Genomic DNA, 13,700 nt, shown 5'->3' on the forward strand with positions numbered 1-13,700 from the left:
CGCGTCAGGTACGCCCGCGGCCCCGGGCGGACCGTCGGGAACGGGCGGCATCGGCGGCACGGCACCGGCCGGTGTGCCCGCGGGCGCGGGGCCGCTCCCGGGTGCCTGCGATCCGTACGTACCGTCCCTGTCCATGCCCAGCCCCCTGACCTGCCGGTCCGTCGTACCGTCTCGCGCGGCGCGGGTCGATCATCGATCGCGGCTCAATCTAGTGTCCCCACGCGGCCTCGCGGACGACGCACACGAGTTGTACCCGAATTTCGGCCGGGCGACAGACCGCCGCGGAGCCACGTCGCGCCGCGGCATACGACGCGTCGACGCCGCGCGCACGGCCCCGGCGTGGCGCTGCGCGGACGGCGCCGCGTGGGCGGGGGACGTCGCGTCCTGGAGGTGGTGTGCGCCGTCCCTGCTCCACGAAGGACAACCGACACGTCCCACTTCTCCCGAACGGCGCATCCCGTCCCGCTCCCGCGCCCCCTAGCCTGCGAACAGGCCCCGGCGACGAACGGAAGCACCGTCCGCGACGGAGCGCCTCATCCCCGGCCCGACCGGCGGACGTCACGCGTCCACGCCGCGGAACCGGGCAGCCGGGTCAGCACCCGAACCATGGACCACCAAGGACCCCAGGAGCCCTCATGAGCGCCATTCCGCAGGAGCGCCGCGTCGTCACGGCCATCCCCGGCCCGAAGTCGCAGGAAATCCAGGCCCGCCGCGCCGCCACCGTCGCGGCCGGCGTCGGGTCGACGCTGCCCGTCTTCGCGGCGCGCGCCGAGGGCGGCATCCTGGAGGACGTCGACGGCAACCGCTTCATCGACCTCGGCTCCGGCATCGCCGTCACCACCGTGGGTGCGAGCGCCGAGGCGGTCGTACGTCGCGCGAGCGCGCAGCTCGCCGACTTCACGCACACGTGCTTCATGGTGACGCCGTACGAGGGCTACGTCGCCGTCGCCGAGCAACTCGCCGCGCTCACCCCCGGCGACCACGCGAAGAAGTCCGCGCTCTTCAATTCGGGGGCCGAAGCCGTCGAGAACGCCGTCAAGATCGCCCGCTCGTACACCAAGCGCCAGGCGGTCGTCGTCTTCGACCACGGCTACCACGGCCGGACCAACCTCACGATGGCGTTGACGGCCAAGAACATGCCGTACAAGGAAGGCTTCGGCCCGTTCGCGCCCGAGGTCTACCGCGTGCCCGTCGCGTACGCGTACCGCTGGCCGACCGGTCCGGAGAACGCGGGCCCCGAGGCCGCCGCGCAGGCGATCGACCAGATCACGAAGCAGATCGGCGCCCACAACGTCGCGGCCGTCATCATCGAGCCGGTGCTCGGCGAGGGCGGCTTCATCGAGCCGGCGAAGGGCTTCCTCCCGGCGCTCCGCGAGTTCGCGACGGCGAACGGCATCGTCTTCGTCGCGGACGAGATCCAGTCCGGCTTCTGCCGTACGGGCCAGTGGTTCGCATGCGAGGACGAGGGCATCGTCCCCGACCTCATCACGACCGCCAAGGGCATCGCCGGCGGCCTCCCGCTCTCCGCCGTGACGGGGCGCGCCGAGATCATGGACGCCGCGCACTCCGGCGGCCTCGGCGGCACGTACGGCGGCAATCCCGTCGCGTGCGCCGCGGCGCTCGGCGCGATCGAGACCATGAAGGAACTCGATCTCAACGCGAAGGCGAAGCGCATCGAGGAGATCATGAAGGGACGCCTCGTCGCCCTCCAGGAGAAGTACGAGGTCATCGGCGACGTGCGTGGGCGCGGCGGGATGATCGCGGCCGAGTTCGTCAAGCCGGGCGGCAAGGAGCCGAACCCGGAGACCACCGCGGCCGTCGCGAAGGCGTGCCATGCCGCGGGCGTTCTCGTCCTCACCTGCGGCACGTATGGCAACGTCGTCCGCTTCCTGCCCCCGCTGGTCATCGGCGAGGACCTGCTCAACGACGCGCTCGACGTCTTCGAGCAGGCGCTGGCGGCGTCGGTCTGAGCGGGGCGACGGCACGGGGCGACGGGCCTCGCGGGTGGGACGGCGGGCGGCGACGTCGCACCGCGTCCGGTCGGCAACGCCGCGTCAGGCCGCGGACGTGGTGGCACGTCGGGGACGCCGCGTCACGTCGCGTCGCATCGGGGACGCGGCGTCACGTCGCGTCGCATCCGGGACGCGGCGGCACGGCGGGTACGTCGCGTCGTGCGGAGGGATGTCGCGTGCGGACGTCGCGACGTCGCGTCGCGGCGTGGCCTCCCCCAGCGCGACGTCGCGTCGCCCGGTACACGCGACGTGTCCCGCCTCCGCCGCCCGTCGTGCTCGCCCGCGCCCGTTCCGTCAGGCATCGTGAGGGCGTGACCAGGCTTGTGAAGAAGGTGTGCGAGGGCGATGGCGGGATGGGTCGGTCCCTGTCCCGGCCGTCACTCCCTGCCGTAGGTTCTCAGCAGATGAACGAAACACCCCGCCCGTGGGAGACCGCGAGCGGTGCCGTCGCGTGGCCTCCCCAGTCGCGTACCGGCCGTGCCTTCGCGCACATCCCCGGGGCCCCAGGTCCCGGACATCCTCACCGATCGGACGGCCGCCCGCCCCACACCCCCCGGGGCGCGCGGTTTCCCGGTCCTCCCGGACGCCCCGGAACCAGCCCCCCGGTCCCGGGGCGTCCGGCTGTCGTCCTGTCTTTGTGCGCTGTCGTCTTCGCCCTTCTCACCTGGCAGCTCGTCGCCCGCGGTCCCCTGCGTCGCCTCGACGAGCGCCTCGGGGTACGACTCCACGACGGCGTCGGCCTGCCGCATTTCCTCGCCGAGTTCTTCTCCGACCTCGGCAACACCGAGGTCGCCGTTCCCGTACTCGCCCTCTGCGCCGCGTCGGTCATGTGGTGGGTACGTCGCGCCACGGGGCACGTCGCGTGGTGGCCGGCGCTCACCGCTCTCGCGGCCATCCTCGTCGTCCCGGCGCTCGTGCTCCCTCTCAAAGAGCTCTTCGACCGCCCGGGCCAACCCTCCGCCGAAGGTCTCGGCTACTACCCGTCAGGCCATACGGCGACCGCGACCGTCGCGTACGGCGTCGCGCTTCTGCTGCTCCTCGCGAGCCCCGTCCCGCCGCACCGACGCGACGTACGGCGCGCTCTCGCCGCGACGTGGCTGCTGCTCGTCCTGTGCGTGAGCTACGGACTGGTGCGGCAGGGCTACCACTGGCCCCTGGACGTCGCGGCGAGCTGGTGCCTGGGCGGCGCGGTGCTCCAGGTCGTGGCCATGGTCCTCCTACGGGTACGGGAGCGGCCTCAGACCCCGGCCCGCGACGACGCGGCGCGACCGCAACGAGAACGTCGCGCGGACGGTCAGGAACGCGACGACGTCGCGTAGCCTCACGCGACATCACCCGGCCCACGCGACGTCGCCCCGCCCACGCGACATACCCCCGGCGCCAGGCGACGTCGCGCCCTGGGTTTCCCGTCCCCGTAGTCACTCGGCCCCCGCCGCCTCGTCGCGACGTGCCGCCGCCTCATGCAGCGCGAGTTCGAACTGCGCCACGTCGGTAAGGACTCCGGAGCCGTCCGGCGGCACGATCCAGCCGATGCCGCCCGCCGTCTCGCCGGGACGCGGCACCACGAGCCACGTACCGCGCCCCGCGCACCGCACCTCGCCGCCCACCCACTGAGCGGCGGTGCCCACCGGCACAAGGAAACCCAGACAGTCCCGCCCGGCATCCGCGAGGACGGGACCGGGACGCTCGACCACCCGTCCGAGGACCTCCAACGTCGCGCGCCCGAGGGATCCCGGCAGGACCATGACGTCCCAGAGACGGCCCGCCGGCAGGAGCGTGGTCCCCCGCGGATCACGCTCCCACCGACGCAGACACGCGGCCGGTTCAGGCGCGGCATTCGCCAACCATTCCAAAGCGGTGGGCCTCCGCCCGGCCTCGGGGACCTCCGGGGGTTCCGTCATCACACTGCCTCCTCTCACGGGGCGCGCACGGCGCGCGCCTCGCAGAAGAGACCGGCCGCCGAGGCGGGCATTACGCGAGTCGGAGCCGCCAGGACGGTGAAACGCGTCACAGCACGGCGCACGGCGCTACGTGGCGAGGCGACGTACCGACGTAGCGCGGCGACGCCGCCCGATTCCACACGACGTCGCCTCGCCTACTCCCCCGCGCCGTCCTCCCCCTCCCTCAGCGCACGCCGCGCGCCATCACGCGACGCCAGGAAACGTCGCGCACGTCGCGGCCCCACGCGCCGCGACCGCCCCGCGAGACCGCCGCGACGCCGCGCCATGGCACCGCGCCCCGACGCCGTCGCCGCGCCACCACGGCAAGACACACCAGCCCCACCCCACCTCAGCTGTCGAACCCGAGCCCCATCCGGTCCATCGTGCGCAGCCACAGGTTCCGTCGCCCGCCATGGCCGTCCGCGCGAGCGAGCGAACGTCGCGTCAGCTCGATGCCCGTCCACGCGAAAGGCTCCGGCGGGAACGGCAGGGGTTTCGTCCGCACCATCCGCAGCGCGGTCCGCTCCGTCTCCGTGCCGTCGAGGAGGTCGAGCATGACGTCGGCGCCGAAACGAGTGGCCCCCACACCGAGCCCCGTGTAGCCGGCGGCGTACGCGACGCGCCCGCGGTGTGCCGTCCCGAAGAAGGCCGAGAACCGCGTGCAGGTGTCGATCGCGCCGCCCCACGCGTGCGTGAAGCGCAGCCCTTCGAGCTGCGGGAAGCAGGTGAAGAAGTGCTGCGCGAGCTTCTCGTACGTCGCGGGCCGGTCGTCGTACTCGGCGCGCACCGTGCCGCCGAAGCGGTAGATCGCGTCGTACCCGCCCCACAGGATGCGGTTGTCCGAGGTGAGCCGGAAGTAGTGGAACTGGTTGGCGCTGTCGCCGAGCCCCTGGCGGTGGCGCCAGCCGATCGCGTCGCGCTGCGCGGTGGTGAGCGGCTCGGTCATGAGCGCGTAGTCGTACACCGGCACCGTGTACGGGCGCAGACGCCGCACGAGTGAGGGAAAGACGTTGGTGCCGAGCGCGACGTCGCGCGCGAAGACGCGTCCGTACGGCGTGCGCAGCGCCATCCGGCCGCCGTCGCGTGCGAGGGCGAGGCCGGGGGTGTGCTCGTGGACGCGGACGCCCAGGTCAAGGCACGCGCGGCGCAGACCCCACGCGAGACGCGCGGGATGCAGCAGCGCGACGCCTCGGGTGTCCTGGAGGCCCGCCAGGAAGGTCGGCGAGTCGACCTCGGCGCGCAGTGCCGCCTCGTCGAGGAGTTCGTAGTCGTCGAAGCCGTGCGCACGCGCCGTCTCGTGCAGTTCGGCGAGTTCCTCGACCTGGTGCGGCTGCGTCGCGATGTCGATCTCGCCGGTGCGCTCGAATGTGCAGTCGATGCCGTAGCGCGCGACGGTGGCCTCGATGTCGTCGAGGTTGCGGCGTCCCAGCGCCTCCAGGGCGCCGATCTCGTCCGGCCAGCGATCGAGGCCGTTGGGGAGGCCGTGGGTGAGGGACGCCGCGCAGAAACCGCCGTTGCGCCCGGAGGCCGCCCAGCCGATCGTCTTCGCCTCCACCAAGACCACGTCGCGTCCGGGGTCGCGTTCCTTCGCCCGCAAGGCGGTCCACAGACCGCTGTAGCCGCCGCCGATGACGAGGAGGTCGCAACGGGTGTCGCCCACGAGGGCCGGGAGGGGCTCGGGGCGTCCGGGGTCATCGAGCCAGTAGGCGCCGGGACGGGCGTCGGCGAGGGCGGCGTTCCATCTGCTGCTCATGGCGCTCGCGGCCATGATGTCAACTCCCTACGGTGGCGCTCCGCGCCGTGCGGAGCACGTTCGGTACGAAAGATGCGGTATCGCTGCCGCGTGCCTCACGCCGGTCCGGGCCGGTGGACACGCGCGGCCGTACGCCCCGACGCTACGAGGCGTACGCGACGTGCGGGGACGCGGGGCGGGACGTGTCGCGCGACGGTACGTCGCGTGCGCGACGTACGCGGGACGCGACGTGTCGCGGCGTACGCAGGCGCACTCGGTACGCGACGTCGTGGCGTACGCGCTCCGGGCGACGCGACACGTCGCGTCCCCACGTCTCCGCGACGTCGCCTCCCGCCCCGCCGCGTCAGCCCCCCTGCTGCCGCTTGCGGCGCCTGCCGAGAAGCATGGCGGCCAGGACGACGAGGACGGCGACGACGAACATGGCGGTGCCGATCACGTTGATCTGCACCGGGGTGCCGCGCTGCGCCGAGCCCCACACGTACATCGGGAAGGTCACGGTGGAGCCGGCGTTGAAGTTGGTGATGATGAAGTCGTCGAACGAGAGCGCGAAGGCGAGCAGCGCGCCGGCGGCGATGCCCGGCGCGGCGATCGGCAGCGTGACGCGCAGGAAGGTCTGGACGGGTCCGGCATAGAGGTCCTGTGCGGCCTGTTCCAGGCGCGGGTCCATGGACATGACGCGTGCTTTGACCGCCGTCACGACGAAACTGAGGCAGAACATGATGTGCGCGATCAGGATCGTCCAGAAGCCGAACTGGACGCCCATGTTCAGGAAGAGCGTCATCAGCGACGCGGCCATGACGACCTCCGGCATCGCCATGGGCAGGAAGATCAGCGAGTTGACCGCGCCGCGCGCGCGGAAGCGGTATCGCACGAGGGCGAAGGCGATCATCGTGCCGAGCACCGTCGCGCCGAGCGTCGCCCAGCCCGCGATCTGGAGGCTGAGCGAGAGCGAGCCGCACATGTCGGCCACGCCGCAGGGGTCGGTCCAGGCGTCGGTGGAGAAGCGCTGCCACTCGTAATTGAATCGTCCGTTCGGCTTGTTGAACGAGAAGATCATCACGACGGCATTCGGAAGGATCATGTACGCGAGCGTGCAGATCCCGGCGATGACGACGAGGTTGCGGCGGACGGCGCGCAGCGGCCCGCCGGGCTTCCGCGCACGCGACGCCGACGCGGCCTCACGCGGCGTACGGCGCGTATGAGGCGATTCCGGGGCGACGCCGCGCGGCGTAGGGGTCCGGGTGCTCATCAGATCAGATCCTCCGTACCGGACTTGCGCAGGTAGACCGTGACGGCCGCGAGGATGGCCGCCATGAGGATGAAGGAGAGGGCGGCGGCCGCCGGGTAGTCGAGAACACGTAGGAAAAGCGTCTGAATGACATTTCCGATCATCCGTGTATCGGTCGATCCGAGGAGATCGGCATTGACGTAGTCGCCCGCCGCCGGGATGAACGTGAGCAGCGTCCCGGAGACGACGCCGGGAAGCGACAGGGGAAAGGTCACCTTCCGGAAGGTCGTGAACGGCGCGGCGTACAGGTCCCCCGACGCCTCGTGGAGCCTCGGGTCGATGCGCTCCAGGGACGTGTAGAGCGGCAGGATCATGAACGGCAGGAAGTTGTACGTGAGCCCGCAGACCACCGCGAGCGGGGTCGCCAGGACGCGGTCGCCGTCGGTGATGCCGAGCGCGCTCGTGACGTCCAGGAGGTGCAGCGTGTTGAGCACGTCCACGACGAAGCCGCCGTCGGCCAGGATCGTCTTCCACGCGAGCGTGCGGATGAGGAAGCTCGTGAAGAACGGCGCGATGACGAGGATGAGCACCAGGTTGCGCCAGCGTCCCGCGCGGAAGGCGATGAGGTACGCGAGGGGGTAGCCGAGCGCGAGGCACAGGACGGTCGCGACGGCGGCGTAGGCGAGGGAGCGCACGAACTGCGGCCAGTACTCGCTGAAGACGTCCCAGTACGTGGCGAGGTGCCACGTCACCCGGAAGCCGTCCTCCAGCGATCCGGTCTGCACCGACGTGGACGCCTGGTAGACCATCGGCAGCGCGAAGAAGACCAGCAGCCACAGCATCCCGGGCAGCAGCAGCCAGTACGGGACGAGGCGGCCACGCACCCGGACGCCGCGACGTCGCGGCGGCGTGGAGCCCGCGACGTCACCGTCGCCCGGGGTGTCCGCGGGCGGCGCGGATGGCGCGTCGGTGGCGCTCACGCGGCGTCCCCCTCGCTGCCCGCCGTGGCGACGCCGGCGTCGATGTCCTGCTCCGCGTCGAGCCCGAAGCCGTGCGCGGGGTTCCAGTGCGCGACGACCTCGGCGCCGGGCGTCAGGCGCGCGTCGCGCTCGATGTTCTGCGCGTACACCTCGAAGCGCCCGCAGCACGGGGCGTCGAGGACGTACTGCGTCGAGACCCCGATGAAGCTGGAGTCGGTGATGCGGCCGCGGACCCGGTTGCGGCCCCCGGGTATGCGCGCCTCGTCCTCGACGGGGACGAGCGAGACCTTCTCGGGGCGTACCCCCAGCAGCAGCGCGCCGCCCACACGCGGCGGTGCGGCGCAGCGTGCGGCGGGTACGAGGAGGCGGGTGCCACGCGACGTCAGCGCGACGTCGCCGCCCGGCGTCGCGTCGTCCACGGTGCCGGGGACGAGGTTCGAGGTGCCGAGGAAGTTGGCCACGAAAGTGCTGCGCGGCGTCTCGTAGAGATCCTCGGGAGCGCCGAGCTGCTCGACGCTCCCGGCGTTCATGACCGCGACGGTGTCGGCCATCGTCATGGCCTCCTCCTGGTCGTGCGTCACGTGCACGAACGTGATGCCGACCTCCGTCTGGATGCGCTTCAGCTCAAGCTGCATCTGCCGGCGCAGCTTGAGGTCGAGGGCGCCGAGAGGCTCGTCGAGGAGCAGGACCTTGGGGCGGTTGATGAGCGCGCGGGCGACGGCGACGCGCTGCTGCTGACCGCCGGAGAGCTGGTGCGGCTTGCGGCGCGCGTAGTCGCCGAGCTGGACGAGGTCGAGCATGTCGGCCACCTGCTTCTTCACCGACTTGATGCCGCGCCGTCGCAGGCCGAACGCGACGTTCTCGTAGATGTCGAGGTGCGGGAAGAGCGCGTAGCTCTGGAACACCGTGTTGACGGGGCGGCGGTACGGCGGCAGTGCGGTCACGTCCTCGTCGCCCAGGTGCACGGAACCGGAGGTCGGCACCTCCAGGCCGGCGATCATGCGCAGCGTCGTCGTCTTGCCGCACCCTGATGCGCCGAGCAGCGCGAAGAAGGACCCCTGCGGAACGGTCAGGTCCAGCGGGTGCACCGCCGTGAAGTTCCCGTACTTCTTCCCGATCCCTTCGAGGCGCACGGCGCCGCCGCGGTCGGTCGGGGCGGTCTGGTCGGTGGATGGCGTGGTGGTCGTCATGAGCTGTATCCCGGTGGTGGAGGTGCCGGTGGTGGGAGCCTTCGGAGGGTGCGGGCGCCGCGCGCGCACGGCCGGTAATCGTGCGGGGCGGTACGGGGGTGACGTCGCGACGCCGCGTGGGTTACGTCGCGTCGGCGCGACGTCGCGCGGGCCTGGCGGGGCGTCGTGTCCGGGCGCGACGTCACGTCGCGTACGGGGATGTCGCGCCGCACGCCGCGAGCGCCGCGTACGCGACGTACCGCCCGCGACGTCGCGACGTGTGCCCCGTGCGACGTCGCGACGTGCCCCGGGTGACGCACCCGGCCACATACGCGACGTGCGCCACGTCGCCTCACGTCGCCCGCCGCGCGCGACGTGGCAGCGTCGCCCCACCTCGCGTCAGCCGTCCGTCAGGGAAGCGAACTTCTTCTCATAGGCCGTCTCCTCCTTCGCCCCGAGTGAACGGAAGGCGTGGGACTTCGCCGCCATGGCGCGGTCCGGGACGATGAGCGGATTGTCGGCCGCGTCCTTGTCGATCTTCGCCAGTTGCGGCTTGACGCCGTCGACCGGGCAGACGTAGTTGATCCAGGCGGCGAGCCGCGCGGCGACCGGCGGTTCGTAGTAATAGTCGATGAGCTTCTCGGCGTTGGCCTTGTGGCGCGCCTTGTTGGGCACCATGAGGTTGTCGGTCGAGGTCATGTAGCCGGAATCGGGGATGACGTAGCGCACGTCGGGGTTGTCGGCCTGGAGCTGGACGACGTCGCCGGCCCAGGCGAGACAGGCCGCGAGGTCGCCCTTGCTGAGGTCGGCGATGTAGTCGTTGCCGGTGAAGCGCCGCACCTGTTTGCGGTCGACGGCCTTCTGGACGCGCGCGATCGCCGCGTCGTACTGGTCCGCCGTCACCCGCCCGGGGTCCTTGCCCATGTCGAGCAGCACCATGCCGACGGTGTCGCGCATTTCCGAGAGCAGCCCCACCTTGCCCTTGAGCTTGGGGTCGTCGAGCAGCTGGGACACGGAGGTGATCTCCCGCCCGCCGGTCGCCTTGACGTTGTAGGCGATGAAGGTCGAGATGCCGGCCCAGGGGTACGAGTAGGACCGGCCCGGGTCCCAGTCGGGGCTGCGGAACTGCGGCGCGAGGTTGGCGTAGGCGTGCGGCAGGTGGGCGGGATCGAGTTTCTGCACCCAGCCGAAGCGTATGAGCCGCGCCGCGAGCCAGTCGGTGACGCAGATCAGGTCGCGGCCGGTGTCCTGGCCGGCGGCGAGTTGTGGCTTGATCTTGCCGAAGAACTCGACGTTGTCGTTGATGTCCTCGGTGTACTTGACCTTGATGCCGGTGCGCTTCGCGAAGGCTTCCAGCGAGGGGCGGTGGCGGTTGTCGTCGCTGACGTCGATGTACTCGGTCCAATTGGAGAAACTGACGCTCTTCTCCTGCTGCGAGTGGTCCTCGGAGGTGACCGCGTCGTCGCCCGTCTTCGCCGCGGCCGGGATGCCGCAGGCGCTCAGCCCCCCGAGGCCGCCCACGGCGAGCGCGCCGCCGCCGACGGCGCGCAGTACGGCGCGTCGTCCCGGCGCCCGCGGCGCCGCGCCGCGACGCCCCGTCCAGCCGTCCCGTGCCGCGCGTGGCAGCGCACGCGCCGTGGCCGGTGGCGGACGATCCGAATCGAACTGTTCCATGCGCTGTGCCCTTCCGGGTGAGCCTGCTCGATGAGGGGGCCGCGGTACCGGCCGGTTGCGCTACCGGTCCCCGAAGACAGTGCGGTGCCAGTCCTTTCTGGCCACGGCTGTGTTGTCGAACATGACGTGCTTGACCTGGGTGTACTCCTCGAAGGAGTACGCGGACATGTCCTTGCCGTAGCCCGAGGACTTGTAGCCGCCGTGCGGCATCTCGCTGATGATCGGGATGTGGTCGTTGATCCACACGCAGCCGGCCTTGATCTCGCGGGTGGCACGGTGCGCGCGGTAGGTGTCGCGCGTCCAGGCCGAGGCGGCGAGCCCGTACGGCGTGTCGTTGGCGAGCCGCAGCGCCTCGTCGTCGGTGTCGAAGGGGAGCACGACGAGGACGGGGCCGAAGATCTCGGACTGCACGACCTCGCTGTCCTGCGCGACGTCAGCGAGCAGCGTCGGACGGTAGTACGCGCCGTCCTGGAGCGCGCCGCCCGGCGCCTCGCCGCCCGTCACGACGCGCGACGTCGCGCGGGCGCGTTCCACGAACGCCGCGACGCGGTCGCGGTGCGCGTGGCTGATGAGCGGCCCGAGGTCGGTCGCCGGGTCGAAGGGGTCGCCGAGCCGCACGGTCTCCATGAGCGCCGCGACGTCGCGTACGAAACGTTCGTGGACGGGGCGCTGCACGTAGGCGCGCGTCGCGGCGGTGCAGTCCTGCCCGCCGTTGATGAGCGAGGCGGCGACCGCGCCGTGCACGGCGGCGTCGAGGTCCGCGTCGTCGAAGACGACGAAGGGGGCTTTGCCGCCCAGTTCGAGATGCAGCCTGCTGACGCCGCCGGTGGCGAGTTCCGCGACGCGCTTGCCGACCGCGGTCGATCCGGTGAACGACGTCATCGCGACGTCGGGGTGTGTGACGAGGCGCTCGCCCGCGTCGCGGCCCGCGCCGCTGACGATGTTCACGACGCCGTCGGGAAGTCCGGCGGCCGTCGCGGCCTCGGCGAAGAGGAGTGAGGTGAAGGGGGTCAGTTCGGATGGCTTGAGCACGATCGTGTTGCCCGCCGCGATGGCCGGGAGGATCTTCCAGGCGGCCATCTGGAGGGGGTAGTTCCACGGCGCGATGGAGCCGACGACGCCGATCGCCTCGCGGCGTACGTACGAGGTGTGGTCGCCGCTGTACTCGGCCGCCGCGCGCCCTTCGAGGTGCCGCGCGGCGCCGGCGAAGAAGACGGTGTTGTCGACGGTTCCCGGCACGTCGAACTCACGGCTGAGCTTGATCGGTTTGCCGCACTGGAGGGACTCGGCCTGGGCGAAGTCCTCGGCGCGCTCGGCGAGCACCGTGGCGAAGCGGTGCAGGGCGTCGGAACGCTCGCCGGGCGTCGCGCCGGACCACGCGGGGAAGGCGGCGCGCGCGGCGGCGACCGCGGCGTCCACGTCGGCGGGTCCCGCGAGTTCGTACGTGTAGATCGTGCGCCCGCTCGCCGGGTCCACGACGTCCTGCGCGCTGCCCGACGTTCCCGGGAGGAGGCGGCCATCGATGTACTGGGCACCCGCGGCGAAGTGGTCCCGTGGCTGGAAGCGGTTGCGCATGTCGCTCTCCTCCGGCCCGCGAGAGTGCGGCACCGTAGCTCCGGCTCAATGTGAGTGCCGATCCTGACAGAGGCACATCACTTCAACAAGTGATTCCGTTGTTGCCTTTTGGTTACACGACGAAATCTGTCGGCCACCTGTCGAGTCCCGGGCGAAAATCACGACGGAGTGCCGAGCGGGCCTGCGAAACTCGGCCCATGGAAGAGGAGTTGAGCAGGGACTACGCGACGTTGCTCGACCGGGCACGCGGCACGGTGCTGCCCGTGGCGCGCGACGCGGACGACCGAATTCCGGGTGCTCGGGCGGGCGACGCGGCTTCTCGGGGGCGCCGCGTCAAGTTCCTCCACTTCTGGGGGCACACGTCGCGCGGCGGGGGCCTCGACAAGGCGTGTTTGAGCCAGTGGTGGCCCGCACCGTTCACCGTCGGCGACGCGACGTACGCCACGGCGGAGCACTGGATGATGGCGCGCAAGGCACGGCTCTTCGGCGACGTCGCGGCAGCGAACGCGGCGTTGACGGCGCGCGGCCCCGGGCAGGCGAAAGCGGCCGGTCGCCTCGTCCAGGGCTTCGACGAGGCGACGTGGGAGCGGAAACGCTTCGGCATTGTCGTCGAGGGCAGCGTCCACAAGTTCTCCGCCGACCCGGCCCTCACGGCGTTCCTCCTCGGAACGGGGAACCGCGTGCTCGTCGAGGCCAGCCCGCTCGACCGGATCTGGGGCATCGGCCTGGCCGCCGACGACCCCCGCGCCTCCCGGCCGTCGAGCTGGCGCGGGCAGAACCTCCTCGGCTTCGCGCTGATGGCGGCGCGCGACATCTTGCGCGGGGAGGGGTAGGACGCGGTGGGCACGACGCGACGTGGGACGCGTGCGCGACGCGACGCGACGTGGGACGCGACGTGGCATCGGGGCGCGGCGCTCATGCGGCGCGACGGGGTCAGCGCGACGTCGCCTGCGGCCCGCTCGCCGTGCCAAACGACGCCTGCGCGTGGTACTCGTACGTCGCTCCGCCGTCCGTGTCCTCCCCCAGCGCGAGTACGAAGCCCGCCGCCAGGACGGCGAGCCCGCCCACCAGCCCGACGACCCCGCACACCAGGCCTGTCAGCGACATCCCGCGCCCGGGCCCGCCCGCGCGTCGCGCACGCCCCGTTCCCACCGCCCCGAACACGACGGCCAGCACCCCCGTCACGAGGCCGAGAAACCAGAGCGCCACGGCGCCCCCGACATCAAGGGTGAACGCGAGCCCGTAGGCGAGGAGCGCGGCGACCCCGAGCGAGAGGGCGGCACGCGCCGGCCCCGCGGCTCTTGGCAATGCGCCGCTCGCGGCGCCGTGCGGCGCGACGTACGGCACGGACGACGCCGCATGCGGCCCT

At 71.8% G+C, this 13,700-nt stretch carries 10 protein-coding genes and 1 pseudogene; 3 read left to right on the top strand and 8 right to left on the bottom strand.

What is annotated here, in order from left to right:
• Positions 1-635 precede the first annotated feature (635 nt).
• Together gabT and G3I42_RS24005 are read left to right on the top strand one after the other, a co-directional pair.
• Entirely contained in the window at positions 636-1,970 is a 1,335-nt protein-coding gene (gene gabT / locus G3I42_RS24000; RefSeq protein ID WP_164289192.1) for a 4-aminobutyrate--2-oxoglutarate transaminase, read from the top strand.
• 677 nt (positions 1,971-2,647) lie between these two features.
• On the top strand, positions 2,648-3,331 hold the full coding sequence (locus G3I42_RS24005; protein WP_164289194.1) for a phosphatase PAP2 family protein: 684 nt from the start codon (positions 2,648-2,650) through the stop codon (positions 3,329-3,331).
• 99 nt (positions 3,332-3,430) lie between these two features.
• On the opposite strand, the gene G3I42_RS24010 is transcribed toward G3I42_RS24005, so the two are convergent.
• From G3I42_RS24010 to G3I42_RS24040, 7 genes are all read right to left on the bottom strand, one after another.
• Positions 3,431-3,913, bottom strand: coding sequence for a hypothetical protein (locus G3I42_RS24010; protein ID WP_164289196.1), 483 nt, complete (start codon positions 3,911-3,913; stop codon positions 3,431-3,433).
• Between the two features lie 388 nt (positions 3,914-4,301).
• Positions 4,302-5,720, bottom strand: a complete 1,419-nt coding sequence (locus G3I42_RS24015; RefSeq protein WP_164289198.1) for an FAD-dependent oxidoreductase — start codon at positions 5,718-5,720, stop codon at positions 4,302-4,304.
• 328 nt (positions 5,721-6,048) lie between these two features.
• Positions 6,049-6,954 carry an ABC transporter permease gene (locus G3I42_RS24020; RefSeq protein WP_164289200.1) on the bottom strand — a complete coding sequence of 302 codons (906 nt, stop codon included), beginning with the start codon at positions 6,952-6,954 and terminating at the stop codon, positions 6,049-6,051.
• Positions 6,954-7,817 (bottom strand): ABC transporter permease, encoded by an 864-nt coding sequence (locus G3I42_RS24025; protein WP_343244644.1) that lies wholly within the window; start codon positions 7,815-7,817, stop codon positions 6,954-6,956. The genes G3I42_RS24020 and G3I42_RS24025 overlap by 1 nt, the downstream gene beginning before the upstream one ends.
• A gap of 92 nt (positions 7,818-7,909) precedes the next feature.
• Entirely contained in the window at positions 7,910-9,103 is a 1,194-nt protein-coding gene (locus tag G3I42_RS24030; RefSeq protein WP_164289204.1) for an ABC transporter ATP-binding protein, read from the bottom strand.
• Between the two features lie 378 nt (positions 9,104-9,481).
• Positions 9,482-10,756, bottom strand: a complete 1,275-nt coding sequence (locus tag G3I42_RS24035) for a spermidine/putrescine ABC transporter substrate-binding protein (RefSeq protein ID WP_164289206.1) — start codon at positions 10,754-10,756, stop codon at positions 9,482-9,484.
• A 60-nt stretch (positions 10,757-10,816) separates the two neighbouring features.
• Positions 10,817-12,331 (bottom strand): gamma-aminobutyraldehyde dehydrogenase, encoded by a 1,515-nt coding sequence (locus G3I42_RS24040; protein WP_164289208.1) that lies wholly within the window; start codon positions 12,329-12,331, stop codon positions 10,817-10,819.
• A 197-nt stretch (positions 12,332-12,528) separates the two neighbouring features.
• On the opposite strand from G3I42_RS24040, the gene G3I42_RS24045 reads away from it, so the two are divergent.
• Complete coding sequence (locus G3I42_RS24045; protein WP_164289209.1) at positions 12,529-13,164, top strand: NADAR family protein; 636 nt, start codon at positions 12,529-12,531, stop codon at positions 13,162-13,164.
• A gap of 100 nt (positions 13,165-13,264) precedes the next feature.
• Here G3I42_RS24045 and G3I42_RS24050 read toward each other — a convergent pair.
• A pseudogene (locus G3I42_RS24050) lies at positions 13,265-13,700 on the bottom strand (hypothetical protein); the annotation flags it as partial.

Origin of the sequence: Streptomyces sp. SID11385, from assembly GCF_010548245.1 — a bacterium.
GTDB lineage: Bacteria > Actinomycetota > Actinomycetes > Streptomycetales > Streptomycetaceae > Streptomyces.